Below are 26,073 nucleotides of genomic sequence, written 5' to 3' on the forward strand. Positions count from 1 at the left end.
TATGGCGATAGTCAGCGCGCAGGAACAGCGGAAGGTCATTTTTGGTTCTTCCCTGGGTACGGCTTTTGAATGGTATGACTTCTTTGTGTTTGGCACCCTGGCGGCCATCCTGGGGCCGCTGTTTTATTCAAAAGAACTGGGCGAAACCGGTGCCTTCCTGGCAGGCCTCGCAACTTACGGTGCTGGCCTGGTCTTGCGGCCCTTTGGCTCACTGATCTTTGGCCGCATGGGCGATGTGGTTGGCCGCAAAACCACCTTCATGGTCACCATGACCCTGATGGGCATCTCCACCGCCGGGGTCGGCTTGCTGCCTACCTATGAAACCGCAGGCATCCTGGCCCCCATTTTGCTGGTCATCCTGCGTTGCCTGCAAGGTCTGGCGTTGGGGGGTGAATATGGCGGTGCTGCCACCTATGTGGCAGAACATGCCATGCCTGGCAGGCGAGGTTATGCCACAGGCTGGATACAGATTTGTGCCAGCCTGGGCTTTTTCCTGTCGCTTATCGTGGTGTTGGCTTGCCAGGCCATCATGGGTGATGCTGCCTTTAAAAGCTGGGGCTGGCGCATCCCCTTCTTGATCTCGGTGGCCCTGTTTGGGGTCTCGCTGTATATACGTTCCAAGCTCAACGAGTCGCCGGTGTTTGCCGCCCTCAAGGCCAGTGGTAATTTGTCGACCGCACCAGTGCACGACAGTTTCGCCAACTGGGGCAATATGAAATATGTCTTGTTGTCACTGTTCGGTGCCGTCGCCGGAGTAGGCATCATTTGGTACACAGGGCAATTCTATGCACTGATCTTCCTGCAAAAATCCCTCAAGGTGGAGTTTGCCACGGCCTATCTGCTGATGTCGGTGGCATTGGCGCTGGCGATTCCCTTCTATGTGATTTTTGGTGCCCTGTCTGACAAATTTGGCCGCAAACGTCTGATGATGCTGAGTTTTATCCTCGCCAGTGCCAGCTACATCCCGCTGTTCCAGGGCCTCACTCATTTTGCCAATCCGGCGCTGGAACAGGCCATGAGCCTCGCCCCTGTCAGCATGCAATCCAATGAATGCAGAGTGCACCTGTTCTCAGGCCCGGTCAGCGATTGCGATAAAATCAAAGAATTCCTCAATGCCGCCGGTATCGCCCATAGCCTGCAAGCCAGCAGTCAGGCTGGCGTCACCACCAGCATAGGCAGCGCCAGCATCAAGGGCCTTGATACCAAAGCCATCAAAGCCGCACTGCAGCAAGCTGGCTACCCGACCAAGGCTGATCCTGCCGCCCTCAACAAACCCATGATCGTGCTGATCCTGTTCATCCTGGTGTTTTATGTCTGTATGGCTTACGGCCCTATTGCTGCCTACCTGGTTGAACTTTTCCCTACCCGCATACGCTATTCCAGTATCTCCCTGCCCTACCATATAGGCACGGGCTATTTTGGTGGTTTCATGCTGTATTTTGCCACCCTGATCGCCACCAGCACCGGGGATATCTATGCCGGCCTGTATTACTCCATTGCAGTGGCGCTGATGTCCTTGCTGATAGGGGGTTTATTTTTGCCTGAGACTAAGGACTGGGATATCAGTCGATAAATTGAGCCAGCGTGCCAGACCCGCCAGTAATGGCGGTTTCAACACTGTTTAAAAGCGGGGGGATCAACTATGATCCGTTGACAATAATCTCAAAATTTCAACGAGGAGAAACCGTGTACATCATCGCCAACATACTGACAGGTATCGTCGCCGCCCTGCATATCTACTTCCTGGTGCTGGAAATGTTCTTGTGGGATAAGCCCATGGGTTTGCGCACTTTCCGCAATAGTCCTGAGAAGGCCGAGACCACCAAGGTACTGGCAGCCAACCAGGGGCTCTACAATGGCTTTCTGGCAGCCGGTCTGGTCTGGGGTTTGCTGATGGGTGGCGGTGAAGGTTTTCATGTGAAGATTTTCTTCCTCACCTGCGTCATCGTAGCTGGTGCCTACGGTGCCTATTCAGTCAGCCGCCGCATCCTGTATATACAGGCAGCACCAGCGCTACTGGCACTGGTCTTGCTGCATTTCTAAATTTCTAATTGGCTTTATTTTACCGGCACATCGACGATTTCTTCTGAATCATGGAAGCGCGAATAATGGATGTGCTGGACCGCGTCCTTGTTATTTTCAAATACATCGACATAACGATGATTCCATTTTATCTGGTTGCAGGTGTAATATTGGCGCGCCCTCTGCGGCTGGTTGGTGGTGTCATCAACCCCCTCTACACTCAGTATCAATGAAGCATTGAGCTTGCGCATGGCATCGGCATCAAGACCAAACAGCGGACTGCTCTCGTCGATGACATGGATCACCGTCCAGCCCAGGATAAAGATGGGATGTTGCTCACGTTCCAGCTTCATGTCGACGATCTTGCGAAAACTACCCATAGTGGCAGAACTCTCATCGCGCATCAGGCGCATTTTTGCCGTCGCTTCACTGATGATATTCATGCGCGCATTGGCCAGTCGTATCAGCAAGACCCGCTTGCCATCCATCACATGGCTGACCGGGTGATCGGCAAAAATGATGCTGGAACGCGGACGTGAAAACCGCGCAAACATGACGCCAGTAATCAGGGCGACACTGGCCATGCCAACAAAAATCTCCAGCGTGGCGATACTATGCCCGTACACGGTTTGTGGGTGCATGTCACCATAACCCACCGTCGCAAGCGTCTCCACACTAAAGAAAAACGCCCCCAGAAAACTATTTGGATGCAGATTGCCTATAGGGTTATCACCGAGCATGAAAAGGGAGGCGAAGCACAGGTTCAGGGCCAGGAATACCAGGCCCACGCCAGCAAAAAATACCGGCCAGCTGGAGGTCATGGCGTAGTAGTAAAGATCTTGCCAGAACTGGGTACGCAAGCCATAGGCGATGACGGAACGGCCACCCATGCTGATGTGTCGGCCATGCGGTTTATGTTGGGTCATGTTGGGGGCTTTCGAATATTGTGGATATTTGATCGTTCACTTGCTGGCGCAAAAGCTGGTCACTCGTTCCCTTTCAAGGGGAGATTTGTGGGAATTCGCAAAGCGCAGCTTTGCGCCACAAATATCTAAGCCGCATGCAAGCGGCGCAGTGGAATGGTCGGGTGGGGGATGGGGGTCGGTTGAACAAGTGTATGCCTCCATAAGATCAAGGTGTACGTTATTGAACCGCCCAGTGTTGGGCTGGTGAAACGTAGCCCAACCTACAAGTACTACTGATACGGATTCCCCAACCCCATCCCCGCCAGTATCTCTATCTCCAGCGCTTCCATCTCCTCTGCCTCATCATCCTCTTCATGATCATAGCCCTGGGCATGCAGGACGCCGTGGACGATCAAATGCTGGGCATGTTCAAGCACGGTTTTCTTTTGCTCTGCAGCTTCCTTCTCCAGCACATCGGTACACAGGATAATGTCGGCCTGGGTCACCTCGGCATCTTCATCCTCGGTATAGGCAAAGGTCAACACATTGGTGGCGTAGTCCTTGCCGCGGTAATCATGGTTGAGCACCTTGCCTTCTTCAGCATCGACAAAGCGCAAGGTGATTTCTGCGGGGAAAAACAGCGCCGCCTGCACGGTCTGGCGTATCAGCGGCCGGGTCAGGATATCTTGCAGGCGCTTGTCGGCATATTGCACAGACAGCGTCAATTTATGTTTAGCTTCAGTTTTACTTTTTGCGACCATGGTGGGCAGAGCTTAAGGGGGTTGCGGGTTTCAGCAAGCCGATGGCGGCGCTGTTGGCGGTGGCATTGGCATTCGCGCTTTCATAGGCATCGACGATGCGGGCCACCAGCGGGTGACGTACCACATCGACGCTGCCAAAATGGGTAAAGCCTATGCCGCGCACACCATCGAGTACCTGGCAGGCATCGACGAGGCCGCTCTTTACATTACGCTGCAAGTCAACCTGGGTAGGGTCACCGGTAATCACGGCCTTGCTGCCAAAACCTATACGTGTCAGGAACATCTTCATTTGTTCTGGCGTGGTGTTTTGCGCTTCATCGAGGATGACGAAAGCATGGTTCAAGGTGCGGCCACGCATATACGCCAGCGGGGCGATCTCGATGACCTGCTTTTCAAACATTTTTTGTGTACGGTCAAAACCCAGCAAATCATACAGGGCGTCATACAGAGGCCGCAGATAAGGGTCGACCTTTTGCGCCAGGTCGCCCGGCAAGAAACCCAGGCGTTCACCCGCTTCCACCGCCGGGCGGGTCAGCACGATACGCTTGACGGCATCACGCTCTAGCGCATCAACGGCGCAGGCCACGGCGAGGTAAGTCTTGCCAGTACCCGCCGGACCTATACCAAAGCTGATGTCGTGTTCGAGTATGGTTTTGATGTAATGATTCTGATGCGGCGTGCGCCCGCGCAAATCGCTGCGGCGGGTTTTCAGCATCGGGCTTTCTATGTCGGCATCTTCCGGCAAGGGGGCGTCTACCGCGACGGCATCGGCAGGGATAACATCATCCTGATCTTCTTTACCGGCCTTGCCTTTTTTCAGGCTCTTGCTGGCGCGTTGCTCTACCAGGGCCAGTTGCACTTCATCGATAGTGACGATTTTTTTCGCCAGGCCATAGAAATGCTCAAGTATCTCTATCGCTTTTTCGGCATTGTGGCCGCTGACGATAAATTTTTCACCACGGCGAAAGATCGTCACATCCAGTGCCGATGATATCTGCCGCAAGTTCTCATCCAGTGGCCCGCACAGATGTGCCAGGCGGGTATTGTCCAGTGGTTGAGGGATGAAGTGCGCTACCGGCACGGGTGTTTTTGCCATTATGCTGTCACTGCCTCTTCGACGAGTTCGCCGCGTAAGGAATAATTATAGGATACGGTAATGCGGGTATTCACCAGCGTACCAACCAGATCTTTGGAACCCGCGAAATTGACGACGCGGTTATTCTCGGTGCGACCCTGCAATTCATTCGGGTCCTTGACCGACGGGCCTTCTACCAGGATACGCTGTACCGTACCTATCATCGCATTGCTGTATTTCTTGGTATTGGCATCAATCACAGACTGCAAATGCTGCAGGCGGCGCAATTTGAGTTCTGCCGGGGTATCGTCAACCAGGTTCGCCGCTGGCGTGCCAGGGCGCGGGCTGAAGATAAAGCTAAAGCTGTTATCAAAGCCGATGTCATTAATGAGCTTCATCAGCGCATCAAAGTCTTCATCCGTCTCACCGGGGAAGCCAACGATAAAATCAGACGACACTGAAATATCCGGGCGCACCTGCCGCAAACGACGCAGGACGGATTTGTATTCAATAGCGGTGTAACCGCGCTTCATCGCTGACAAAATACGGTCAGAGCCATGCTGTGCAGGCAGGTACAAATGATTGACCAGCTTGGGCACCTTGGCATAACAGTCGATCAGGCGCTGGGTGAATTCTTTGGGGTGGCTGGTGACAAAGCGTATGCGTTCTATCTGCGGGAACTCGGCGATGTATTCGATCAGCAGGGCAAAGTCAGCGATCTCGCCATCTTCCATGATGCCACGGTAGGCATTCACGTTTTGCCCCAGCAGGGAAATTTCCTTGACGCCCTGCTCAGCCAGGCCAGCCACTTCTGCCAGTACATCATCAAACGGGCGCGACACTTCTTCACCACGGGTATAAGGCACGACGCAATAACTGCAATACTTGCTGCAGCCTTCCATGATGGACACATAGGCACTCGCACCTTCGACGCGCGCTGGGGGCATGTGGTCAAATTTTTCAATTTCAGGGAAACTGATATCGACTTGCGAACGGCCAGAACTACGGCGCGCATCTATCATCTGCGGCAGGCGGTGCAGGGTTTGCGGGCCAAATACCATATCGACATAAGGCGCACGCTTGACAATGGCATCACCTTCTTGTGATGCCACGCAACCGCCGACACCAATCAGCAACTCAGGTTTTTTGCGCTTGAGTTCACGCAGGCGACCCAGGTCAGAAAATACTTTCTCGGATGCTTTTTCGCGCACGCTGCAGGTATTGAGCAAAATCACGTCGGCATCGTCGGGATTATCGGTTTTCACCATGCCGTCATTGGCATTGAGGATATCCGCCATCTTGTCCGAGTCGTACTCGTTCATCTGACAACCGAAGGTTTTGATAAATACTTTTTTTTGCATAATTTTCTACTTACTCTGCTTACCTTGCTTACTTTGCGTACACTTGGGGGACTGCATCACAGCACAAGACATGGAGCCATCCCGGGGCGCTACTTAAAAATTCTTGTTCTGGAAAATCTGTGGTTTCCATTCCTGCACTGGCGGCAAGGTTTTTCTGCGCTCCGCTTCAGTCAGGACCCAGATCCTGGATACTTCACCAAAATTATCTTCGAGATAATTAATGATGATGTAATTACCGGTAATCTGCGTAGGTGAGATGAACAGGTTTTCATCATCAAAAATACGCAAACCCGGTGCCGTATTGACGGACTTGCCATTGATGAGCACATCCGGGTATTGCGACATATTCAAGACCCCGCGCTTGGTATTTTCAGGGAATTTGCGTTCCCCCGGGCTTTGGGCAAAACCTGGCAAACTTGCTGTCGCCAGCACAGCCAGCATGAAGAACATCATTACACGACGTAAAACCAGCAGCATGGGCATACCTCAGCACCTCTTGGGAATTAAATTCAAAGGGATTAAATTCAAAGGAATCAATTACTTAGCTTGAAACCTCAGAGAAACCAGCAAGCCTGCAAGTTTAACACAGTCAGCGCTACACTTACTATTGCAGCATAGCAGGCAAACACCTGTTCTCAAGCCGGAAAGCCTCAAAATCTGGGATAATGGTAAAAAAGGAACGATGGATACCCATGCACACCAGCTCACCCCGCTCTGAAAAACGTGAATTTGATACCCGCCACTTCCGGGATGCCTTGTCACAATTTGCCACTGGCGTCACCGTCATCACCACCCGGCTGGCGGATGGCCAGTTTTTGGGCTTGACGGCATCGTCCTTCAATTCCGTCTCGCTGGACCCGCCCTTGATACTCTGGAGCCTGGGCACGGCCGCGAATAGCCTGCCGGTATTCAGCGGCAATTCACATTATGTCGTCAATATCCTGTCTGCCGAGCAAGCCTGGCTGGCCCAGCAATTTGCCAGCCGCAAGACTGACCGTTTCGCCGGTGTTGATTACACGCTGTCGCGTACTGGCCACCCCATACTGACGGGGGCATCTGCCTGGTTTGAATGTCATAACCGCAGCCGTTACCCTGAGGGCGACCATGTCATCTTCGTTGGCGAAGTCGAGCATTGTGAATTCACCCAACAGGCACCGCTGGTCTTTCACTCAGGCCAGTTCTTGCGCCCGCCCATAGAAATCAAGTAAAAATCAAGTAAATATCTAGTAAACCCCGCATGACTAATTTTTTGTCCGCCGACCTCATCGGCTATTTTGCTGCCTGCCTGACGACCGCAGCCTTCATCCCGCAAGCCTGGCTGACCTGGCGCCGCAAACGTGCCGAGGGCGTCTCTCTGGGCATGTATATCATCCTCGTCAGCGGCGTGATCATGTGGCTTATCTACGGCCTCATGCTAAGCGCCCTGCCCATCATCATCGCCAATATGGTCACCCTGATGCTGGCCATGTTCATCCTGGTGATGAAGCTGGTCTACAAATAATTTTTTCCCTGGCCTGATTGACTGGCTTTCAGGTTCACATGCACAGGAAGACAGTATGTCTGAGAATAGTGACGACCACAGCAACAGCGATATCCATAAAATCCCGGAAGCTGCCAGGCCTGGGCTACGCCTGTTTGCCTCCGTTGGTGCAGGTGTCATCTATGGCTTGCTGCTACGTGTGGGCTTTGAGCACAAGTCTTTGCATGCCTGGCTGCAAATCGTTTCCACTGCCTTTCTGATCTTCGCTCCTTTCAGCGTCGGTGCAGTTGCAGTATTGCTGGCAGCAGGAAAATCCCGTATTCATGTAGGCATGCAAGTCATGGTGTCCTTCATGTCTATGATGGCCTTTTTGCTGGCCATGTTCGTCTTCCTGCTGGAAGGCATGGTATGTCTGGTGCTGGTGTTCCCGGTCTTTCTGGTGGCCTCTGTGATAGGTGGGCTGATCGCTGGCTGGATACATAATCGCTTGCGGGTATCCAAGGCCAGTCTCTCTTCTTTTATTTTATTACCACTCTTGCTGGGCCCGATAGAAGCCCATCTGCCGCCAGCGCAAAGCCAGCAAGAAGTCAGCTCAGTCATACAGATACAGGCCAGCCCTGACGAAGTGTTTGAGCAACTGGCCTCGGTACAAGACATCAAACCGGATGAACTCGGCTTTTCCTTTGTGCACCTGATAGGCTTGCCAAAACCGCTGGCCGCCAATATGGATGGTGCAGGCGTAGGGGCCGTCAGGACTTCGCGCTGGGAAAAGAATGTGCAGTTTGAAGAAATCATCACCACCTGGCAAAAACCATATGCCATGCATTATCGCTTTCATATCCAGCAGGGTGGCATCCCCAGAGACGCACTGGACAGACATGTGGAAATGGGTGGTGAATACTTCGATGTGCTTGATGGTGGTTATGATTTGCAGGCAAAAGACGGCGGCACAGAGTTGCGCCTGACTACCCGCTTCATCAATAAATCCCAGCTCAAGACCTATGGTGACCTGTGGGGGAAAATGGTCTTGAATGACTTCCATCATTCCATACTGGGTCTCATGAAAAATCGTGCAGAACATGCCCATCAGCACCCGGCACAACAAGCAATGCAGCAATCAACCCTGCAATCAAGCCCGCAAGCTGCCGCACATTAAAACATGCATGGATTTCATGCCAAAGAACCAAACTCCATTAGCAAGGATATAATAATTATCCCTACATAATGGAGTCTGAAAAATGAAGGATGAAGAAAAGCAAGGCCTCATACACAGCTACCTGACTGCCTACAATAATTTCGATATCGACGGCATGATGGACTTACTGCATACCGATATCGTCTTCAAGAATATTTCTGATGGTGAGATCAATGCCCAAACCAATGGCCGCGAAGAATTTCGCCAGTTGGCCGAGCAATCCAAGGGCTACTTCAGCTCCCGCCAGCAAGACCCCAGCAATTTTCGCTTCCAAGCTGACCAGGCCAGCATAGACATCGCCTACCAGGGCGTGCTCGCCATCGACTTGCCAAATGGCTTAAAAACAGGAGAAACCCTGAAGCTCAATGGCCGTTCTGAATTTATCTTCAAGGATGGTTTACTGGCAGGGATCAGCGACTATAGTTAAGCTGTGCTTTTTAAAAACTGAGGTGTACCGATAGTGGCTGCCTGTCTTGAGTTTTAGCGGCATTTATGAGAAGCTTGCAGCCACTTTCATTCTCATCACCTGATACCAGGACCAGCACCATGAAACTCTTGCCTGTTTTTTCCGCCGCCTTCTTGCTGTCCCTGAGCAGCCTGGCATCAGCCCAGATACAAAGATGTGTGGACAACGATGGAAGGGTGACATTTACAGACAACGTCTGCCCCAAGTCCACTGCCAAGGGCACTTCTGTCAAAGCTGGTCAGAAAAATGTAGGTTCGGGTTCAGACGGTGGCTCAGACACTAATTGGGCAGCCAAGAATGAAGCCTTCAATCAGCGTCAGGCTGTACGCGACCGCAATGACTTGCTGGATAATACCCGCCGCAGCAATGAACGCGCCGTCAAGGATTTCATGAGCACACCTTTGCCTGAAGGGGTAAGGTCGGCCAGGTTAACCACTTACACTGACAAACCCCACAAGCTGGAAAACAAGAAGTACGACCAGTAAACCTGAGCCTGGCATGAGCCATGTTATTCTTGATCACTCATGCTAATGACGCGCCTTAGTCCCAGGTTTGACCACCGCCTCGACACCACGCTGGCCATGCAAATCGGTATCTTGCTGGCCCTCTTGCAAGTCTTGCAAAGCCTGTTTCATGACTTTGCGTGGATCTGACAAAGGCGCTTTTGTATCAACAGGCTCGGCCTGCCCGGTCTTGGTATGCACTGGTTTAGAGTTCACGGCCACTCCCCCCTTGCTGTGCGGCCTGCTGTTCAATACTGGCAACACTGGCTGGCGATGTACTGCCGACCCGTATGGGCGGTGTGCGCGGATCAAAGTCTTGCTAGTCGCCATCCTGGTGGCAAAAACCTGTATTAACCTGTACCAATGAACAGGCTTGAGACCAGAATAAGCACCAGACTGCCATCTCTCTATGCGTTGCAGCAGCCGGGCAAGGCATATGGCTGCTGGCATAGCAAATTTAAGGTATGCTGAGCAGGCGTTTTCACTGCAAAACCACCTCCAGTTACCGCAGCATGGGCATACATTGTTGATAGAATGAAAGATCGAATACATTACCAGCGCGTCGCACAGGTGCCTGGCCTGGTACTAAGTGGAGGCAGGCTTTCAGAATTTCACTTTGACCGTCATTATCATCTCGACTATCACATAGGCCTGGTATCAGAGGGCGTGCAAAGGCAAAAATTCCGCGGCAGTTCAGTCTTGCTGGGACCTGGCTGCATCGTCCTGATGCCCCCTGGTGAAATCCACGATGGCATAGGCGAAGGTGGTGATGCCTATACCCTCAAGACATTCCGCCTGCCTTTTGAACTATTGAACCAGGTCACGGAAGAACTCTCAGGATCAAACCGCGAACCAGCGTTAGTTGGAACCATGCTGGAAGACCCCATACGGGCCGCCCACCTGCTACGCCTGCACGACGCCATGCATGTCGCTGACAATGCCTCGCCCCTGGCGCTACAGTCAGAATGGCTGTCGCTGCTGGAATTTGTATTCACCCAATCCAAAACCATCAAGCCCCAGAGCATCAAGGGTGGCCTGTCTCCCCAGCACATACAGCGCATCAAAGAATACTGCGTGGCACATCTCTCGCAAAAAATCAGCCTGGATGAATTGGCGGCTATTTGCGGCCTGGGCCAGTTCCATTTCCTGCGCCAGTTCAAGTACAGCATAGGCATGACACCGCATGCCTGGCTGGTCAGGCTGCGCCTTGAATATGCCTGTGCCTTGCTGGGAAAAAATCCCGCCTCCATCGCCGATGTTGCCCACCTGCTTGGTTTCTACGACCAAAGCCATTTCAACCGCGCCTTCCGGCAAGCCTTTGGCGTCGCCCCTTCTTCATATTGAAACCCTGGTTTTTGTAGGGGCGGCTTTAGCCGCGAATGTTTTTCTGTTATCAACAATTCGCGGCTGAAGCCGCTCCTACGGGAACACTGCCTATTTTATGGCATGGTCAAAAATGGGGGACACTTTAGATTTGTAGGGTGCGTTATAACGCACCCTACACAATCTGGGCTTGTTTTATGGCACGGTCAAAAATGGGGCTCTTTAGTCAATTTTTTACAATCCAGGAATCATTTATCTCTCTATCATGCACCTCACCAACACCTGTTTTCAAATACAAACAGGTTCATCATGAAGAGGATACGCATCGTGGAAAGCAAGCATACAACCAGCCCACCGGCCATCGCCAAAAATTTTGCCAGTGATAATACTGCCGCTGTATCACCCGCCATCATGGAAGCAATGCTGGCTGCCAATACCGGCAGGGCTGCGGCTTATGGTGCCGATGAGTATACGGCACGCGTAGAAAAAACATTATGTGAAGTCTTCGAGCGCGAGCTCAGTGTTTTCCTGGTCAGCACAGGCACGGCTGCAAACTCCCTGTGTCTGAGCGCCATGTCACCGCCCTGGGGCCATATTTTTTGCCATCCGGGCAGCCACATTCATAATGACGAATGTGCTGCACCTGAGTTCTACACCCATGGTGCCAAGCTATTGCCTGTCGATGGACCATCGGCAAAAATTAATGTCAACACTCTGGCCAGCTCCAGCCGCCTCAAGCGTGGCGATGTGCACGTGACGCAGCCGCATGCCGTCAGTATCACGCAGGCAACTGAAATTGGCAGTGTCTACAGTATCGACGAAATCAAGCGCATCAGCGAGGTTTGCCAGGCCACCTCCATGCGCCTGCATATGGATGGCTCACGCTTTGCCAATGCCCTGGTCTCGCTGGCGTGTACGCCAGCAGAAATGACCTGGAAAGCAGGGGTAGACGCGCTCTCCTTTGGGGCCACCAAGAATGGTGCCATGGGTGTAGAAGCCATCATCCTGTTTGACCAGAGCCTGGCAGCGGAGATGGGATATCGCCGCAAACGTGCAGCGCATCTGACTTCAAAAATGCGCTACCTGTCGGTGCAGATGGAGGCGTATCTGCAGGATGATCTCTGGCTCAAGAATGCAGCTCACGCCAATGACATGGCACTGCGCCTGCGCCAGGGTTTGCAGCAAATCAGTGACATAGAAGTGCTGGGCGAAACCCAGGCAAATATCATCTTTTGCCGTTTGCCCGAGACCATGACAACAGCCTTATTGAAACAGGGCTACGCCTTCTTGCATGGCCGCTGGGAAGCCGGTGTCGTGCGCTTCGTCACCAGCTTTGCAACGACGATAGCCGAGGTCGAACAATTACTGGCCAGCATGAGAGATATTCATGCCCAACAAGCAGCAGAGCGTGCAGCATGACAGCCCGCCATTATTTCAGCAATGAACACTTGAGCATGCATAGCAAGGTAGAGCAATGCACAGCCAGGCCGGATGGGGATTTTGAGATTATCCTGGATGGCACCCTGTTTCATCCGCAAGGTGGCGGGCAACCTTCGGATGCTGGTTATATCGCAGGCGTCAAGGTCAACCGGGTTTTTCAAAGCGGTGACATGATAATCCATCTGACCGATCAGCCTGTGAATGTGGGAGTGGCGTTTATCGAGGTCTTTCCTGATGTGCGCCATCTGCATACCCAGCTTCACTCTGCTGGCCATTTGATAGGATGCTATGGCGAACTGGCGGGGCTGCAAGCCATCAAGGGACATCACTGGCCAGGAGAAGCCAGAGTGGTGTTTGAAAGCAAAGACGCATCGAATACAGAGGCAGACACGGCCTTGCTCGCAGCAGAGATAGAACAGCAGATCAATGCCTGGGTGGCAGCTAATCTACCACGCAAGACCAGCCTGGCAGATGGACAACGCCAGATAGGTTTTGGCGACTTGCCCGCCCATGCCTGCGGCGGCACCCATGTCATGGCAACCGCGCAGATAGGCAAAATAAAAATCACCCGGGTGAAAGAAAAAAAGGGGCAATTATCGGTGCACTATGACCTCGCATAAACAGAGTAATCGTGTAGGGCACGCCATGCGCACCACCCTGTCGTGAATGTCATGGAAAAGATACTGGCATATCTTCCACATGACGACCTTAAGGCATGCCCTTCACCAATCGTCCAACCGCCAATGCCATATCCTGAGCAGGCACTTGCGCATACCCCAGTATCAGGCCATTGCCATTGTCAGCCATGCAGCCATGTTCTGCTGCATGCGAACTCAGCGCCTGGGCGACGATGCCATCCGCCATGGCCCTGTCACTGACTTGTTTGTCATCGACATCTGCTGGCAAGAGCAAACTCAAATGCATGCCGGTGCTGGCACCATGTATAAGAGCCCTTGCACCGAGACGCTGTTCCAGCGCAGTGACCAGGGCATCCCGCCTTTGCCGGTACAAACGCCGCATGCGTCGTAAATGCGTGGCGAACTGGCCGCTGCTTAAAAATTCTGCCAGGGCCAGTTGGTCTACTGCCCGTCCGCGCGGTGCAGTGTGCGCCAGAAAATTACCCAGTGCCGCCACCAGATGACGTGGCACTACGATAAACCCCAGGCGCAAAGCCGGGAACATGGTCTTGCTGAAAGTCCCCAGATAGAGCACAGGTGCATCTGTCGCCAGGCCCTGCATGGCTGGCAGAGGTGGGCCATCATGCCTGAACTCGCTGTCATAATCATCTTCTATGATGAGCGCACCGCAAGCCCTGGCCTGCTCTATCAAAGCCATGCGCCTGGCCAGCCCCAGCACACTACCCAGGGGGTATTGATGCGATGGTGTGACATAGATCAGGCGTGGCGGACAGTCTTGCCAATCGCTGGCTTCAGGCGCAATGCCATCAGCATCCACAGCAATGCCGCGTATGCTTAACTGCGCTGCATTGAAAGCCATCCTGGCACCGTGGTAGCCAGGGTTTTCCATCCACACCTGTTCACCAATATCGGCAAAGGCATGGGCACATAAATCCAGGCTGGACTGGGTGCCGTCTGTGATAAAAATTTGCCCGGTATCGCAGAGCACGCCACGAGAGACCCGCAAATAATCAGCAATGGCAGCACGCAAAGCGGGTTCACCCGCAGGCTCGCCATAATTCAACTGACTGGTGGTGACTTGACGCCAGGCCCGCGCCTGCAAATGTCGCCACTGCCCCAGGGGGAATTCATCCAGTGCCGGTACACCCGGGGTAAATGCCTGCATGACGGTAATATCCAGCAGGGCTGTGCTGACCCGGCTACGTTGTGACAATACTGCAGGGGCAGGCATGGTCGTTTCTGGTCTGGCTGCCTGTGCCAGTTTGACCTGGGCCACCAGCGTGCCACGCTTGCTGGCATCCACATAACCCTCGGTTGCCAGCTGCTCATAGGCATACAGCACGGTATTGCGCGCCATGGCCAGCTCGGCCGCCAGTTCACGACTGGGTGGCAAGCGCGTGCCTGCGCTGAGCTTGCCACTCTTGATCGCAGTGCGCAGGCATTCATGCAGGAGGCGTTGCCGCGGCCAGCCTGAGTGGCGGTGTTCGGCTTGAAAGTGATTCAGCAGTAAGGCGTAGTCCATGGTTTTCCAGAAAGGCAGCATGTGGCTCTAAATTAATTCCTTATTCTGGTTCTTTTTTAAGAGCCATACATGAATTATAGTGCGCCTCGCCCCTATTTTTTCAGGAAAACCACCATGAACACCAGCAGCGCCCCCACAGACCGAACCCGCATACGCCGCCTGGCAGAACTGGCCAGCTATGAGCAAAGCAGCCTGCATGCCGTCATTGATGCCGCCTATCTATGCCATATCGCCTTCCAGGATGCCAAAGGCACGCATTGCATCCCCACCGCCTGCTGGCGGCAAGGAGAGTATTTGTATATCCACGGCTCCAACGGTGGCCGCCTGACCAGGATACTGACGAGCGGCATCCAGGCCTGCGTCACCATCACCCATCTCGATGGCCTGGTCCTGGCCCGTTCCGCCTTCAATCATGCCATGAATTATCGCTCTGCCGTCATCTATGGCTGCTTTGAAAAAGTACAGGATCAAGCCGACAAACATGAGGCACTGGCCCTGTTCATGGAAAAACTCGCCCCCGGCAGGCAAACCCAGTGCAGGCCGGGCAATGACAAGGAAATGGCCGCCACCACCATCATGCGCATCGCCCTGGATGAAGCCGCTGTCAAGATACGCACAGGCGGCCCGCAGGATGATGATGAAGACATGGACATCCCGGTGTGGGCGGGCGTGCTGCCCTTCGCCCAGGTACACACCCAGCCTGTCATTGACAGCCTATGCAATGTGGCCGAGCCGGATTATGTGCGTGAATGGGTCAAGTGATAGTAAAGAGGAATATCAGAATCTGCCAGGCATCACCATTTGCAAATTACCGTTCACTTGCCTGGAATTTGCATGAACCATAGTCTCAGCAATTGGCGATAAACAAGGCAGAAAGCAGGCGCAGCAATTCTGTTTGCCTGGCCGTACCAGTTTTACGAAATACCGCTTTTAACTGTGACCTTATGGTACTCATGGAGACGCCAAGTTGCAGCGCGATTTCTGCCGGTGTTGCGCCTCCTGCCAAAGCAATAGTGACGCGCGCTTCGGCCATGCTTAATCCATATATTTGCTTGAGCACAAGTTCATGAGAATTCAAAGGCATGGCCGGATCATGTATCAGTATCAGGGCAAAGCTGGCGTGTGCCTGGCCGATGTTGCCCAAGTGTAGCGGCAAGGGCGTGACTATTATTTGCAAGTCGTTTAGCGCATCCATACCCAGGCGCACACCGCCAGCGCTGGCCGGGCCATGCGCACCACAGGCCAGGCGTATCAATTTTGCGAGTTGCTTTGCATTGCGGTCACGTGCCAGGATGCAGCCATCCTGCACTGCCAATACAAGCTGCATCTGCAGCAAAGACTCTACCCGCGAATTGGCGTATTGAATACGTCCATCCTGATCACAGACAATAAGGGGCAACTGAATCTGATTCAATGCAGCTTCGGCAATAGCAGCTTGTCCGGCCAGGTATTCTATATGCAGACGAATTTTGACCGCCTGTCTGATATGCGGTATCAATCTGGACAAGTGATGCGGATCAATCTGCTTGTCGTAAGGCAATCCAGTACCATGCTGTATCACCAGAAAACTCTCTACAGAATTTTCTTTCAGGAATTTTATCGCCACCAGCGAACTGAGCCCATGTTTTTGCATGAAGTCAGGGTAAAAAGCGCTGCGCTGCATCATCTTCGCACCAACATGATGGTGATCCACATACCAGCTGCAAATGGGCAACTTGTCTACCCATACCCGCGCGGGATCAAGCTCGCAATAATGCTCTATGTAATCCGACAGGCAATTTTCAGGCAGGCCCACACTTTCACTGATATCGGCACGATTGGTTTTGCGGTTCCAAGTCGTGATGGCTGCATGTTCACTACCTGCCAGACTGGCCAGCATGGCAAGCCCGCTGCTCCAGGCATCCGGAGCGAGCACACCCCGGTAAAACTGCGCAATGATCTGATCCAGGGGATCTTGTTCCAGTACATGCAAGTGTGCCATCAATTTTCCATCCAAGAAGACAATCCTGTCATTAAAAACAGCATGGAAACAGACATGACATCCTTCAAATGGAGGATGTTTTTTCAATCGAAGAAACTTAACATACTTTTACCAGCGACATGACTGATGTGCCTTGCCAACATTCAAAAATCAGGAAATCCATCCAGAAAGCCATGCAGGCCAGCAACAGACTTTGTTAAGCGCCCGGGGAACTTGAACTTGACGAAAGAGAGAACAATATGGCTCGCTTTGATGCACCTTCTGACGTGATCTTTAAATTGCCATCGACAGATTACAGAATCAACGCACTGCTATCCAACCCTGCGGGACCTTTTATCTGGAGCGGTCACACGATCACTTACAGTTTTCCATCTGGCTCCGCCTACTTTCCGGGAGGAACGAATTATGGGCAAGGGCAAATCAGTGCTGGCTGGTTTCCACTGAGCGCCGCGCAGCAAACCGCTGTCAGGGACGCACTGGCAGCCTGGGCGGCGGTTGCGGATCTCCATTTTGTCGAAGTCGATGACGGCCTCGGCGTAGGACAATTGCGCTTCGCTTTTAGCAACCAGGTCACGGGCAACGTGCTGGGTGAGGCATATCAGCCCTCAACTTCACCATCTGCAGGCGATATTTGGCTCAATCCAGCTACCGCCAATCAAAGCTTTGAGCCAAAGTCTCCCACATTGGATAACACTGCCACTCGTAACTTTCATACCCTGCTGCATGAAATTGGCCATGCGCTCGGTCTATCACATCCCTTCGTTCTGACGGGCGAAAACCGCACTACAGCACCTTTGCCATCTACTGAAAACAAACCAGGTAATACAGTGATGACTTATGAGGCGCATCCCTACAATGCCTATAGTTCTACCCCCATGCTTTACGATATTCTCGCTATTCAAAGTTTATACGGACCGAATAAAAACAATCATACTGGCGATGACGTATATACCTTTAATACACCATCCAGGTATCTTGGCGACTGGCAGAATTCTGATTTTCAATACATCACCATCTGGGATGCTGGTGGTAATGACACCATTGCTGCCAGCAACTATAGCAAGACCAGTGGCTCACAATACGCCTCTTCGTCACAGCCTGTCGGGATAGATTTGCGCGAGGGGCATTTCAGCAATATTGGTTACGCCACCCCAAACCAGTTTTTCAATAGAGGAGACGGTTTACAACAGGAACTGAAAAATTTGGATGGTGAAAATGTCTATATCGCCTTTGGCACCGTTATCGAGAATGCGATAGGCAGTGATTCTGTCTATGGTGACTCCATTACCGGCAATGCAGCCAATAATGTGATTACGGGTCGATTCGGTGGAGATTATATTGATGGTGGTGACGGCATTGACACCTCAGTCTATGAAGGAAATTACCTTACTCATGTCGCAGGCTCCAGTCGTACCGTTAAGAACTATACAATTACGCAAACTGCAACAGGGATGACAGTGGAAGATTTAGTCAACGTCATTCCAGTTGGCCATAATTTGCCACCGAATATTGATCACCTTACCAATATAGAGCGCCTGCGCTTCCCCGACATCAGCATTGCCTTTGACATCAAGGGTGCTGCCGGAGAAGCCTACCGCCTGTACCAGGCAGCCTTTAACCGCGAGCCTGACCTGATAGGCATAGGCTATTGGATCGGTGCCCTGGACCGTGGCGAAACACTGACTTCAGTCGCCAACAATTTTATTATCTCGCCCGAATTCAAGACGCTGTACGGCAGCAATCCCAGCAATACCACTTTCCTCACCAACTTGTACCAGAATATCTTGCACAGAGCACCCGACCAGGTCGGCTACAATTATTGGCTTGACGAATTAAACCGCGGCATACAAACCAAGGCTACCCTGCTGGTCAGCTTCAGCGAAAGCCCGGAAAACCAGGCACAGATTATTGGCAAAATTACCGATGGCATCTTTTACCAGCCGTATGGCCTGTAGAGCAACCATGAGAACAGATGTCATCCTAAGCTAGGGCGAGCATGCGCATGCCTGCACGTGCCTGCACTTAATGCGCCTCGCAGCCTGCTATGTTGTCTAGCAACTGGCAAGAGCGATCGCCTTCATGCAAGAGAAATATCCTGCTTGATTTGAGCGGTTCATCGCCAACCCTGGCCCACACCAGCTTGCCATGGCGCAGCAGGTGTCCATGGCGTTTAACAAGATAATATTCATCCTCGCCACGCATGGCAGTTTCACGCACCTCAAAACTGCCGTCGAGATGCAGTTTGTAATGCGCCTCATAGTCACCGCCACTTACCTCAATACGACTGACATCTTCCCATCTGGGCACTGCTGTAAATTGCTGCTGAAAAATGACTTTAGTCATCGCTATCCAGCCGTCTGGATAAGCGCTTTCCCTTACTATCCATAGCCAGCCACCATGTCTTTTTTTGATGCTGACAATTTCACCTGCCACCACCAGTTGTTCAGGTAAGTTTGCTACACGACCGATTTCTACTTGAGCATAGGTTTCAAACTGCACGACAGCCTTATCTCCCTCTTCCGCGATCACAGTAGCTGGAGAAATAATCGCGTACAAGAATAGCAAAGCGCAAAAAATATCTTTCATACCTCATCCGCCCGCCGCACATCAATACCGATCAGCCCCAGTACGCCCAAAAACACGCACACCACATGCAGGTAATACACGGGGATGATTTCATACAACACATTTTCATCACTGAAGGGATGCAAAGGCCGGATATCAGCATGCATGATGCTGTCAAATACCACATGCGAAAGTGCGCCCAGCAGTGCTCCAAGAGTGACTTGCAACAGACTCAGTTGTTGCCAGCGGTAAGGATTGGGCAGGTAAAAGCGCGTGCTGCACCAACGAGCCAGCAGGAAGAGCAAGATGGTCGCACCCGCCATCAGGGTTGCACCCAGATAGGTGTGGAAGAAGGCATGCACAGGGAACCGGGCGTTCATCAAATTATAAAAAGACTCGACGTCGATGAGCACATTCACTGCAGCAAATGATAAAAAACTGAAGCGGCCAGGTGCGGCCGCCTTGAGGGCTGCACCCAGACCAAAGTGAAATGGGGTGACTGGCATGATTTATACTTTCTGCGCTGCAAGCTCAACAGCCTGCTCCGCACACACTTCCCACAAACAATTGCGCAACCAGCGATGCGCAGGGTCGGCATCCATGCGCGGATGCCATAGCATGGACACGGTAATTTCCAGCGTTGGAAATGGCAGCTCAAAACTATGCATGCCGGTGCGCAAATTGCCGGTGTGCCGCTCTGGCACGGTAGCGATCAAGTCAGATGCCCGCGCCAGTGCCAGCGCCGCAGAAAAGCCACCCACAGTCGTCAGCACATCCCTTTCCAGCCCATACGGTTTCAGCACCTCGGCCAACGGCCCTTTGCTAAGGCTGCGGCGGGCCACCAGCACATGCTGGCCTGAGGCATACACGGCTGGTGTCATGGCCAACTGACTCAGTGGATGACCCTGGCGCATGACGCCGATGAAGCGGTCGCGGAACAAGGCGCGGGTGCGCACCTCGGGGCTGATGGCGTCGCCAACCACGCCGGTTTCCAGGTCCACGCTGCCATCACGCAGCAAGGCACTGTCCTTGTTCAATTTAGGCATGAAAGTCAGACGCACACCCGGCGCTTCTGCGCTGATGCAGGCGATCAGGGCGGGGCCAAAGTTTTCGACAAAGCCATCGCTGGTACGCAGGGTAAAGCTGCGCTGCAATTGTGCCAGGTTCAACTGCTCTGCCGGTCGCAATACCGCCTGCGCATGCTGTACCAGCTGGCTGACCTGTTCGCGCAATTCCAGCGCCCTGGGGGTGGGTACCAGGCCACGCCCTGCCCTGACCAGCAAAGGGTCACCGGTAGTCTCGCGCAAGCGCGCCAGCGCCCGGCTCATGGCGGAGGGGCTGAGCCGCAAGCGGGTGGCGGCACGGGCGACGCTGCCTTCGGTCAGCACCGCATCCAGGGTAAGCAATAAATTGAGATCGGGGATGGACATGCATTTATTTTAACGCGCTTTAAGCTGACATGGCGTCTGGTGCATGAATAAAGTGCAAATCATGCGTCTTCCGCCATGAATATTCCAAGCCTATGATGGGACATCGCCATCCATGTCAGCAAAAAATGCCAGCTACCTCCCCTCCCCTTACTGCCACTACTCCCGCTATTAACGGTATTCCAGCCGCAAGCCAGGTCCGCTGGATACTCGCCAGCCTTTCCCTGTCCATGCTGCTATCCTCGCTGGGCACCAGCATTGCCAATGTGGGATTACCAACCCTGACTCATGTATTCAATGCCTCATTCCAGCAAGTGCAATGGGTAGTGGTTGCCTACCTGCTGGCCATCACCACCCTCATCGTCAGCGTAGGTCGCCTGGGCGACCTGATAGGCCGCAAACGCCTGTTGCTGGCAGGCATAGCCCTGTTTACCATCGCATCTGCCCTGTGTGGTGCGGCCCCAAGCTTGCTCCTGCTGATCGCCGCTCGCGCAACGCAGGGCCTGGGGGCCGCCGTCATGATGGCGCTGACCATGGCTTTTGTCGGTGAAACCGTCAGCAAAGAAAAAACCGGCAGTGCCATGGGCTTGCTGGGTACCATGTCTGCCGTCGGCACGGCCCTGGGCCCCTCGCTGGGTGGCATGCTGATCGCGGGCCTCAACTGGCGCGCCATCTTCCTTGTCAATGTGCCCTTAGGTATCATCAGTTTTATCCTGGCCCGTCGCTACCTGCCGCAGGATCAGCCAGCCAGCAACACAGCCAGCACCCGTTTTGACCACACTGGCACATTGCTGCTGGCACTGACACTGGCTGCCTATGCACTGGCCATGACCCTGGGTCGCGGGCATTTTGGTGTACTTAATCTGGCGCTGTTGCTGGCCGCCATCCTGGGTGCAGCCTTGTTCATGCTGGCCGAGGGCAAGGTCGCCTCGCCATTGATACGCCCTGCGATGTTGCGCGATATCACGCTCAGCGCCAGCCTGGCCATGAATACCCTGGTCGCCACCGTCATGATGGCCACCCTGGTGGTTGGTCCCTTTTACCTGTCGCGCTCACTGGCGCTTAGCGATGCCATGGTCGGCCTGATGATGTCCATAGGCCCTGTCATCTCGGCATGCAGCGGCATCATCGCAGGCCGCATGGTTGACCGCTTGGGTGCGCAGGCCACAGTCATCGCCGGGCTCATCTCCATGGCCGCAGGCGCATTCGCCCTGGCCCTGCTGCCTGCCATACTGGGCATTGCTGGCTACCTCATCGCCATCGCCATCCTCACACCGGGCTATCAGTTATTCCAGGCCGCCAATAATACCGCCGTCATGCAAGACATCCAGCCCACGCAACGCGGCCTCATCTCCGGCATGCTCAACCTCTCGCGCAATCTCGGCCTCATCACTGGCGCAACTTTGATGGGTGCCGTATTTGCCTGGGCAACAGCCAGCAGTGATATCAGGGTGGCCGCGCCAGTAGCAATTGCAGATGGCATGCGGATCACGTTTATGGTGGCGGGGGTGATGTTGGTGGTGGCGCTGGGGATAGCGGGTGTTGGTCGTTGCTGGGTCAGGCGGGACGTAAAATCAGAGGATTGAAAACCCTGCACCATTATTGAATATCACCGCCGGTGCAATCTATGCGCCCTGCGCGATACCGCAATTGGTAGGGTGCGTTGCAACGCACCGATTTCTGCATTGATATCGCCCTCGTTTTACCGTCGCCAGCTGTGCGTTATAACGCACCCTACTCGACTGTCCTCTGTCTTGGGATTTTTGGTCTTGACTTCAAACGACACGGCAAGGCATTCGCGGCTAAAGCCGCTCCTACAAAATCGCAAAAGCAGACTGGATTGACGCAGTCCCATCCCGCAACAAAGCCTGCTTAAAACCAATCTCTGACGTCATACGCTTATTGATTCCCCACCACATCCTCCAGCCAGCCAAGGCTTTTAGCGATCTTGCTTTTCTTTGAACCAAGTATGACTTTGCGATCGCGTTTTTCGTCGTATTGATAGCTCTCACTGATTTGCTGGCCAGTCAGCAAGTTGGTGCTGACGGTGGAACCCTTGCCCAGCATGCCATCTGCATCTTCTTCATCTATCCCTATCATTTGCAGTCGCTGGCTGGCTGCGTCCAGGCGGAAGCGCCAGGTGTAGACTGAGTATTCACGCGAACCACTGTACTGGCTGACGACCAGCACGCCGTTTTTGATGGCGACGTTGACGCCATCCTTGACACCACCGCAACCCTGGCATTGCAGCAGCTTGCCATTGCTGCCCAATAAACTGTAGCCCTTGCCCGCATTCGCCTGTAGCACGATCAAGCCGCGTTGCCTGTCATCCGCAGCCCCCTTGCCCTCCACCAGCACGGCGGCAATATCGGCCACACCGTCGCCATTGAGATCACCACTGACCTGGCTTTCTATCATCCAGCCGGGTGGCACAAAATCACGCAGCGCCGGTGCCGTGGCGGGCATTTTTTTGCCTAAGACCAGGCTTTGTTGCGCCTGGCTGCCCTGGTACAGTACCGTCCCCAGCAACAAGACGGCGAATTGGATAGTTGCGGCAAGTTTCATGGGTTATTGATCTCTCTCATAATCTATCTAACAAGGCATGGATGCATGTGCAGAGTGGGTATGATACTTGATGTCATCGCTTGCCATGCACTTAATGCCCTGAATGTGCGCTAACACGCAGAAGCATCATGCGCTGGCGACTACACTCATATCAGTGACAAGATAATGACGGGCGTGATGGCAATGCCATGATGCAAGCCCACACCTGCATGTACAGAATCTTTACCATTTCCATGAGGTCATACCATGAAGCACTTTTCAACAAAATCCAGCACCAGCAATCTGAAGCCTGCAGGTTTGATTGCTGGCATCATTTCATCCGTCCTGCTCATCAGTACTTGCGTGGCAGCCGATCGCGAAGATACCCGCGCTCGTTCACGCTATGAATATGAGCGCAGCCTCTGTGACAAAGGGCAGTCCCATCAATCCAAAGAAACCTGCCTGCGCGAGGCCGGTGCAGCCAGGCAGCAAGCCCGGGCTGGCAGCCTCAGCACCGAGAGCGAAGAACAACTCCAGCGCAACCGCGAACGCCGCTGCGAAGCCCATGCTGCAGCAGACCGCGAATACTGCCTGCAACGCATGCGCGGAAAAGGAACACAGTCCGGCAGTGCAGAACTTGGCGGCATCTTGCGTGAATTGACAGTGACGACCAAGCCAGCGCAATGAGGCAGTGGGTAGGTGGAAGATGGTGAGCGTGGCGCACCCTACCAGGCTAGTCCCGTAGGAGCGGCGTTATCCCAGCCTCAGTCCTGGCACTGCACATTGCAGTTAAAGGCTTTGATTCACATGAAAGTTAAATAATGTAAAATAGCATCAGGTATGAAAATCCCGCATTGCCCACCATGAGTGCCATGGTAAAAAAATGCGGGGCCTCTGACTGACTATGTGATCCAACTTTATTATTCTCACACATGAAATCCTCCGTTTTTTTGACGCTTTATTTTTGCGCGCTAGGCGCTGTTCAAGCCCAAGATATCTGGCCCTATCAATTTGAATTGGGCAAGAGCGCCCAAGCCGGGTTTGAAAAATACAAGGAGCATAAAACCAAGAAGGCCTTTGCCGTGGCGGCAGATGGTGCCTGGGGTACAGCTTATGGCGCGAGTAACGACATTCAAGCTATACGCTTGGCCCTGGCAAATTGCCAGCGCCGCAGCAAGAGCCACTGCCAACTGTATGACCTTGATGATGACGCCTTCCAGGACAAATATGCACTTTTCCTGTCTCAGTCTGAGATGGCGATCAAAAATTTCAAAGTCCAGAACGGTTATCAAGATTATGAAACTGGTGATTGGTTTTTACCACCGGCAAAACATATCCGTCTCGGTAGTGAAGGTTTTCATTACGCCACGCCTACCAGCATAGAAGGCATAAAAAATATCAGCACACCTGAGCTGGCAGAAAAACTCGCAAAAAAACAAATCAGCGTGATCGATGCCCTGGGCATAGACAATACCAGCATGACCCTGCCATACGCGATCTCTCTCGATGGTGCTGCCAATCTTGCCGATGACCCGGAGGCTGCCTTCAATAAAAATCTGGATGCAGACTTGCTTGCGCTCATGAAGAAAAATTTCCCGCAAAAAGATGCAGCCATCGCGGTATTTTGCGCTTCGGAAGAATGCTGGATGAGCATCAATACCCTGGTTCGCCTCAAAGACATGGGCTATTCCAATCTGTATTGGTATCGCGGCGGCGTCGCTGCCTGGCAAGCAGCAAAATTGCCTGTGGTGAAAGCCGTGCCGCTATTGACGGTGTTGCGCCAGTAAAGTATTTGATACCTGGCCGTACTATAAACCCAGGGCCATCCTGTGATGGCCCTGTTTATTTTTTTGGCGTCGCGCAATGATGATGCTTGCGCCAGACTCACTAAATGCTATTGCAACCAGGATTTCAAAGGTTGCTGTACATACGCCTGCATTTTTTCGCCAACAAAAATCTGCGGCAATGAGGGATCAACTTTTTCTTTCTTCTCGCGCTCTGATACCAGTTCTTTGGTATGTTCAAACACCTGCATCAGGTTTTGCCCGGCGTCGAGTTTGCTGCCAAACAGGGCATCAATGAAAAAAGTATTATGCGCCAGTGCCTGGCAACCATATGAGGTCTTGTCTTGTGCCGCAGCAGTCATGATGATGCGGTTCGGTGCCTGTAATTGCGAGATCAGCGAACCTGAATAACAGGAAGAAATGATCAGCACCGTAGGAAATTTTTCCAAGGGTGCAAGAGCCGTTTTCAGATAGCGCGTCCAGATCGGCGCAGAAGGCTTGTTGCCTATTTCTACCGCGACCAGATCAGTATAGCCATGGCTGCTCAGCATGATCGTGACTACATCGCCCTCCCTGGCCTGGCGGGCAATATCCCTGGCGGTCTGGTCTATGCTGCCCAGATGGGCAAAAGGGGCATCGAGCTTGTCTTGATGCAGCTCATTATCAAAGCTGTAGCTGATCAGCTCAGGATTGATTTCTGCCAGCCTCTGCCTGGTCAGTTGCACATCACCGAGAAAAGCCCTGGAACCCGAATGCAAGCCAAATCCGGCATACCAGACACGGTGATGGCTGATGGCATTGGCTTTTTCCTGATTGGCCAGCCTTTGCTGTGCCATCAGTTGATCACTCATCTCACGTGCCTTGTCCTGGCTGGGGTTCAGGCCAGTAACACCAGGTTTGACCGCGCAAGCAGACAACAATGTCAGCAAGCCAGCCATCCACAGGGAACAGGAAAGTTTCTTCATTTATCTCCACACCAATTTTTATACGATCAAGCTGGCTATCATAACATTTGTTAAAAAATGTGTCATGGCTTAATGTAGAGTGATACGTCCATCATGCAGGCAGACTTGGGAAGTGT

The 26,073-nt window shown here is 53.0% G+C and carries 28 protein-coding genes; 15 read left to right on the plus strand and 13 right to left on the minus strand.

Annotated elements, in window-relative coordinates:
- Window position 1: 1 nt before the first annotated feature.
- Both ACO0LC_RS10220 and ACO0LC_RS10225 read left to right on the plus strand, forming a co-directional pair.
- A complete protein-coding gene (locus tag ACO0LC_RS10220; protein ID WP_423002587.1) occupies window positions 2–1,573 on the plus strand; it encodes an MFS transporter in 1,572 nt (523 codons plus the stop codon).
- Window positions 1,574–1,686: 113 nt separating this feature from the next.
- Window positions 1,687–2,043, plus strand: coding sequence for a DUF1304 domain-containing protein (locus ACO0LC_RS10225; RefSeq protein ID WP_423002589.1), 357 nt, complete (start codon window positions 1,687–1,689; stop codon window positions 2,041–2,043).
- 14 nt (window positions 2,044–2,057) lie between these two features.
- On the opposite strand, the gene ACO0LC_RS10230 is transcribed toward ACO0LC_RS10225, so the two are convergent.
- From ACO0LC_RS10230 to ACO0LC_RS10250, 5 genes are all read right to left on the minus strand, one after another.
- Window positions 2,058–2,948, minus strand: coding sequence for an ion channel (locus ACO0LC_RS10230; RefSeq protein ID WP_423002591.1), 891 nt, complete (start codon window positions 2,946–2,948; stop codon window positions 2,058–2,060).
- A gap of 269 nt (window positions 2,949–3,217) precedes the next feature.
- A complete protein-coding gene (ybeY, locus tag ACO0LC_RS10235) occupies window positions 3,218–3,688 on the minus strand; it encodes an rRNA maturation RNase YbeY (protein ID WP_423002593.1) in 471 nt (156 codons plus the stop codon).
- Window positions 3,672–4,787: a PhoH family protein gene (locus ACO0LC_RS10240; protein WP_423003041.1), complete on the minus strand. Its 1,116-nt coding sequence runs from the start codon at window positions 4,785–4,787 to the stop codon at window positions 3,672–3,674. Before ACO0LC_RS10240 ends, ybeY begins: the two co-directional genes overlap by 17 nt.
- The gene (gene miaB, locus ACO0LC_RS10245) at window positions 4,784–6,124 is read right to left on the minus strand and encodes a tRNA (N6-isopentenyl adenosine(37)-C2)-methylthiotransferase MiaB (RefSeq protein WP_423002595.1); all 1,341 of its coding nucleotides are present in this window, start codon (window positions 6,122–6,124) and stop codon (window positions 4,784–4,786) included. Before miaB ends, ACO0LC_RS10240 begins: the two co-directional genes overlap by 4 nt.
- 93 nt (window positions 6,125–6,217) lie before the next feature.
- Window positions 6,218–6,601, minus strand: coding sequence for a hypothetical protein (locus ACO0LC_RS10250; protein ID WP_423002597.1), 384 nt, complete (start codon window positions 6,599–6,601; stop codon window positions 6,218–6,220).
- 215 nt (window positions 6,602–6,816) lie between these two features.
- Between ACO0LC_RS10250 and ACO0LC_RS10255 the strand changes: the two genes are divergently transcribed.
- The 5 genes from ACO0LC_RS10255 to ACO0LC_RS10275 all read left to right on the plus strand — a co-directional run bounded on the left by ACO0LC_RS10255 (window position 6,817) and on the right by ACO0LC_RS10275 (window position 9,750).
- Window positions 6,817–7,332 (plus strand): flavin reductase family protein, encoded by a 516-nt coding sequence (locus ACO0LC_RS10255; RefSeq protein WP_423002599.1) that lies wholly within the window; start codon window positions 6,817–6,819, stop codon window positions 7,330–7,332.
- A gap of 29 nt (window positions 7,333–7,361) precedes the next feature.
- Window positions 7,362–7,625, plus strand: coding sequence for a SemiSWEET transporter (locus tag ACO0LC_RS10260; RefSeq protein ID WP_423002601.1), 264 nt, complete (start codon window positions 7,362–7,364; stop codon window positions 7,623–7,625).
- Window positions 7,626–7,680: 55 nt separating this feature from the next.
- The gene (locus ACO0LC_RS10265) at window positions 7,681–8,760 is read left to right on the plus strand and encodes a hypothetical protein (protein WP_423002603.1); all 1,080 of its coding nucleotides are present in this window, start codon (window positions 7,681–7,683) and stop codon (window positions 8,758–8,760) included.
- 82 nt (window positions 8,761–8,842) lie between these two features.
- Window positions 8,843–9,226, plus strand: a complete 384-nt coding sequence (locus ACO0LC_RS10270; protein ID WP_423002605.1) for a nuclear transport factor 2 family protein — start codon at window positions 8,843–8,845, stop codon at window positions 9,224–9,226.
- A gap of 119 nt (window positions 9,227–9,345) precedes the next feature.
- Entirely contained in the window at window positions 9,346–9,750 is a 405-nt protein-coding gene (locus tag ACO0LC_RS10275; protein ID WP_423002607.1) for a DUF4124 domain-containing protein, read from the plus strand.
- A 42-nt stretch (window positions 9,751–9,792) separates the two neighbouring features.
- Here ACO0LC_RS10275 and ACO0LC_RS10280 read toward each other — a convergent pair whose 3' ends face one another.
- Window positions 9,793–10,218 (minus strand): hypothetical protein, encoded by a 426-nt coding sequence (locus ACO0LC_RS10280; RefSeq protein ID WP_423002609.1) that lies wholly within the window; start codon window positions 10,216–10,218, stop codon window positions 9,793–9,795.
- A gap of 84 nt (window positions 10,219–10,302) precedes the next feature.
- On the opposite strand from ACO0LC_RS10280, the gene ACO0LC_RS10285 reads away from it, so the two are divergent.
- The 3 genes from ACO0LC_RS10285 to ACO0LC_RS10295 all read left to right on the plus strand — a co-directional run bounded on the left by ACO0LC_RS10285 (window position 10,303) and on the right by ACO0LC_RS10295 (window position 13,151).
- Window positions 10,303–11,112: an AraC family transcriptional regulator gene (locus tag ACO0LC_RS10285; protein WP_423002611.1), complete on the plus strand. Its 810-nt coding sequence runs from the start codon at window positions 10,303–10,305 to the stop codon at window positions 11,110–11,112.
- 288 nt (window positions 11,113–11,400) lie between these two features.
- A complete protein-coding gene (locus ACO0LC_RS10290) occupies window positions 11,401–12,510 on the plus strand; it encodes a threonine aldolase family protein (protein ID WP_423002613.1) in 1,110 nt (369 codons plus the stop codon).
- Window positions 12,507–13,151: an alanyl-tRNA editing protein gene (locus ACO0LC_RS10295; protein ID WP_423002615.1), complete on the plus strand. Its 645-nt coding sequence runs from the start codon at window positions 12,507–12,509 to the stop codon at window positions 13,149–13,151. Before ACO0LC_RS10290 ends, ACO0LC_RS10295 begins: the two co-directional genes overlap by 4 nt.
- Window positions 13,152–13,239: 88 nt before the next feature.
- Here the strand turns inward: ACO0LC_RS10295 and ACO0LC_RS10300 are convergent, their stop codons facing one another.
- Entirely contained in the window at window positions 13,240–14,691 is a 1,452-nt protein-coding gene (locus ACO0LC_RS10300) for a PLP-dependent aminotransferase family protein (protein ID WP_423002617.1), read from the minus strand.
- A 114-nt stretch (window positions 14,692–14,805) separates the two neighbouring features.
- Here ACO0LC_RS10300 and ACO0LC_RS10305 point away from each other — a divergent pair, with 114 nt between their 5' ends.
- Complete coding sequence (locus tag ACO0LC_RS10305) at window positions 14,806–15,453, plus strand: pyridoxamine 5'-phosphate oxidase family protein (protein WP_423002619.1); 648 nt, start codon at window positions 14,806–14,808, stop codon at window positions 15,451–15,453.
- A gap of 85 nt (window positions 15,454–15,538) precedes the next feature.
- On the opposite strand, the gene ACO0LC_RS10310 is transcribed toward ACO0LC_RS10305, so the two are convergent.
- Window positions 15,539–16,672 (minus strand): helix-turn-helix transcriptional regulator, encoded by a 1,134-nt coding sequence (locus ACO0LC_RS10310; protein WP_423002621.1) that lies wholly within the window; start codon window positions 16,670–16,672, stop codon window positions 15,539–15,541.
- A 239-nt stretch (window positions 16,673–16,911) separates the two neighbouring features.
- On the opposite strand from ACO0LC_RS10310, the gene ACO0LC_RS10315 reads away from it, so the two are divergent.
- Window positions 16,912–18,627, plus strand: a complete 1,716-nt coding sequence (locus ACO0LC_RS10315) for a DUF4214 domain-containing protein (protein ID WP_423002623.1) — start codon at window positions 16,912–16,914, stop codon at window positions 18,625–18,627.
- A gap of 67 nt (window positions 18,628–18,694) precedes the next feature.
- Here the strand turns inward: ACO0LC_RS10315 and ACO0LC_RS10320 are convergent, their stop codons facing one another.
- The 3 genes from ACO0LC_RS10320 to ACO0LC_RS10330 are packed head-to-tail and all read right to left on the minus strand — an operon-like array spanning window position 18,695 to window position 20,667.
- Complete coding sequence (locus ACO0LC_RS10320) at window positions 18,695–19,258, minus strand: hypothetical protein (RefSeq protein WP_423002625.1); 564 nt, start codon at window positions 19,256–19,258, stop codon at window positions 18,695–18,697.
- Window positions 19,255–19,743: a hypothetical protein gene (locus ACO0LC_RS10325; protein WP_423002627.1), complete on the minus strand. Its 489-nt coding sequence runs from the start codon at window positions 19,741–19,743 to the stop codon at window positions 19,255–19,257. Before ACO0LC_RS10325 ends, ACO0LC_RS10320 begins: the two co-directional genes overlap by 4 nt.
- Before the next feature lie 3 nt (window positions 19,744–19,746).
- The gene (locus ACO0LC_RS10330; RefSeq protein WP_423002629.1) at window positions 19,747–20,667 is read right to left on the minus strand and encodes a LysR family transcriptional regulator; all 921 of its coding nucleotides are present in this window, start codon (window positions 20,665–20,667) and stop codon (window positions 19,747–19,749) included.
- A gap of 125 nt (window positions 20,668–20,792) precedes the next feature.
- Between ACO0LC_RS10330 and ACO0LC_RS10335 the strand changes: the two genes are divergently transcribed.
- A complete protein-coding gene (locus tag ACO0LC_RS10335) occupies window positions 20,793–22,250 on the plus strand; it encodes an MFS transporter (RefSeq protein ID WP_423002631.1) in 1,458 nt (485 codons plus the stop codon).
- A gap of 313 nt (window positions 22,251–22,563) precedes the next feature.
- On the opposite strand, the gene ACO0LC_RS10340 is transcribed toward ACO0LC_RS10335, so the two are convergent.
- A complete protein-coding gene (locus ACO0LC_RS10340) occupies window positions 22,564–23,229 on the minus strand; it encodes a hypothetical protein (protein WP_423002633.1) in 666 nt (221 codons plus the stop codon).
- Window positions 23,230–23,475: 246 nt separating this feature from the next.
- Here ACO0LC_RS10340 and ACO0LC_RS10345 point away from each other — a divergent pair, with 246 nt between their 5' ends.
- Both ACO0LC_RS10345 and ACO0LC_RS10350 read left to right on the plus strand, forming a co-directional pair.
- Complete coding sequence (locus ACO0LC_RS10345) at window positions 23,476–23,895, plus strand: hypothetical protein (protein ID WP_423002635.1); 420 nt, start codon at window positions 23,476–23,478, stop codon at window positions 23,893–23,895.
- 245 nt (window positions 23,896–24,140) lie between these two features.
- A complete protein-coding gene (locus ACO0LC_RS10350) occupies window positions 24,141–24,995 on the plus strand; it encodes a rhodanese-like domain-containing protein (protein ID WP_423002637.1) in 855 nt (284 codons plus the stop codon).
- Window positions 24,996–25,102: 107 nt separating this feature from the next.
- Here ACO0LC_RS10350 and ACO0LC_RS10355 read toward each other — a convergent pair whose 3' ends face one another.
- Window positions 25,103–25,957: a C13 family peptidase gene (locus ACO0LC_RS10355; RefSeq protein WP_423002639.1), complete on the minus strand. Its 855-nt coding sequence runs from the start codon at window positions 25,955–25,957 to the stop codon at window positions 25,103–25,105.
- Window positions 25,958–26,073: the final 116 nt, after the last annotated feature.

The organism is Undibacterium sp. JH2W (assembly GCF_049340425.1).
GTDB lineage: Bacteria > Pseudomonadota > Gammaproteobacteria > Burkholderiales > Burkholderiaceae_D > Undibacterium.

Excerpts from the sequence above, each read along its gene's own strand:
- ACO0LC_RS10220 (WP_423002587.1), top strand. The coding sequence starts at position 2 with ATGGCGATAGTCAGCGCGCAGGAACAGCGGAAGGTCATTTTTGGTTCT.
- ACO0LC_RS10320 (WP_423002625.1), bottom strand. The coding sequence starts at position 19,258 with ATGAAAGATATTTTTTGCGCTTTGCTATTCTTGTACGCGATTATTTCT.
- ACO0LC_RS10315 (WP_423002623.1), top strand. The coding sequence starts at position 16,912 with ATGGCTCGCTTTGATGCACCTTCTGACGTGATCTTTAAATTGCCATCG.
- ACO0LC_RS10340 (WP_423002633.1), bottom strand. The coding sequence starts at position 23,229 with ATGAAACTTGCCGCAACTATCCAATTCGCCGTCTTGTTGCTGGGGACG.
- ACO0LC_RS10325 (WP_423002627.1), bottom strand. The coding sequence starts at position 19,743 with ATGCCAGTCACCCCATTTCACTTTGGTCTGGGTGCAGCCCTCAAGGCG.
- ACO0LC_RS10350 (WP_423002637.1), top strand. The coding sequence starts at position 24,141 with ATGAAATCCTCCGTTTTTTTGACGCTTTATTTTTGCGCGCTAGGCGCT.
- ACO0LC_RS10330 (WP_423002629.1), bottom strand. The coding sequence starts at position 20,667 with ATGTCCATCCCCGATCTCAATTTATTGCTTACCCTGGATGCGGTGCTG.
- ACO0LC_RS10250 (WP_423002597.1), bottom strand. The coding sequence starts at position 6,601 with ATGCTGCTGGTTTTACGTCGTGTAATGATGTTCTTCATGCTGGCTGTG.
- ACO0LC_RS10295 (WP_423002615.1), top strand. The coding sequence starts at position 12,507 with ATGACAGCCCGCCATTATTTCAGCAATGAACACTTGAGCATGCATAGC.
- miaB (WP_423002595.1), bottom strand. The coding sequence starts at position 6,124 with ATGCAAAAAAAAGTATTTATCAAAACCTTCGGTTGTCAGATGAACGAG.
- ACO0LC_RS10310 (WP_423002621.1), bottom strand. The coding sequence starts at position 16,672 with ATGGCACACTTGCATGTACTGGAACAAGATCCCCTGGATCAGATCATT.
- ACO0LC_RS10345 (WP_423002635.1), top strand. The coding sequence starts at position 23,476 with ATGAAGCACTTTTCAACAAAATCCAGCACCAGCAATCTGAAGCCTGCA.
- ACO0LC_RS10280 (WP_423002609.1), bottom strand. The coding sequence starts at position 10,218 with ATGCCAGCAGCCATATGCCTTGCCCGGCTGCTGCAACGCATAGAGAGA.
- ACO0LC_RS10255 (WP_423002599.1), top strand. The coding sequence starts at position 6,817 with ATGCACACCAGCTCACCCCGCTCTGAAAAACGTGAATTTGATACCCGC.
- ACO0LC_RS10355 (WP_423002639.1), bottom strand. The coding sequence starts at position 25,957 with ATGAAGAAACTTTCCTGTTCCCTGTGGATGGCTGGCTTGCTGACATTG.
- ACO0LC_RS10260 (WP_423002601.1), top strand. The coding sequence starts at position 7,362 with ATGACTAATTTTTTGTCCGCCGACCTCATCGGCTATTTTGCTGCCTGC.
- ACO0LC_RS10300 (WP_423002617.1), bottom strand. The coding sequence starts at position 14,691 with ATGGACTACGCCTTACTGCTGAATCACTTTCAAGCCGAACACCGCCAC.
- ACO0LC_RS10265 (WP_423002603.1), top strand. The coding sequence starts at position 7,681 with ATGTCTGAGAATAGTGACGACCACAGCAACAGCGATATCCATAAAATC.
- ACO0LC_RS10335 (WP_423002631.1), top strand. The coding sequence starts at position 20,793 with ATGCCAGCTACCTCCCCTCCCCTTACTGCCACTACTCCCGCTATTAAC.
- ACO0LC_RS10275 (WP_423002607.1), top strand. The coding sequence starts at position 9,346 with ATGAAACTCTTGCCTGTTTTTTCCGCCGCCTTCTTGCTGTCCCTGAGC.
- ACO0LC_RS10270 (WP_423002605.1), top strand. The coding sequence starts at position 8,843 with ATGAAGGATGAAGAAAAGCAAGGCCTCATACACAGCTACCTGACTGCC.
- ACO0LC_RS10230 (WP_423002591.1), bottom strand. The coding sequence starts at position 2,948 with ATGACCCAACATAAACCGCATGGCCGACACATCAGCATGGGTGGCCGT.
- ACO0LC_RS10305 (WP_423002619.1), top strand. The coding sequence starts at position 14,806 with ATGAACACCAGCAGCGCCCCCACAGACCGAACCCGCATACGCCGCCTG.
- ACO0LC_RS10290 (WP_423002613.1), top strand. The coding sequence starts at position 11,401 with ATGAAGAGGATACGCATCGTGGAAAGCAAGCATACAACCAGCCCACCG.
- ybeY (WP_423002593.1), bottom strand. The coding sequence starts at position 3,688 with ATGGTCGCAAAAAGTAAAACTGAAGCTAAACATAAATTGACGCTGTCT.
- ACO0LC_RS10285 (WP_423002611.1), top strand. The coding sequence starts at position 10,303 with ATGAAAGATCGAATACATTACCAGCGCGTCGCACAGGTGCCTGGCCTG.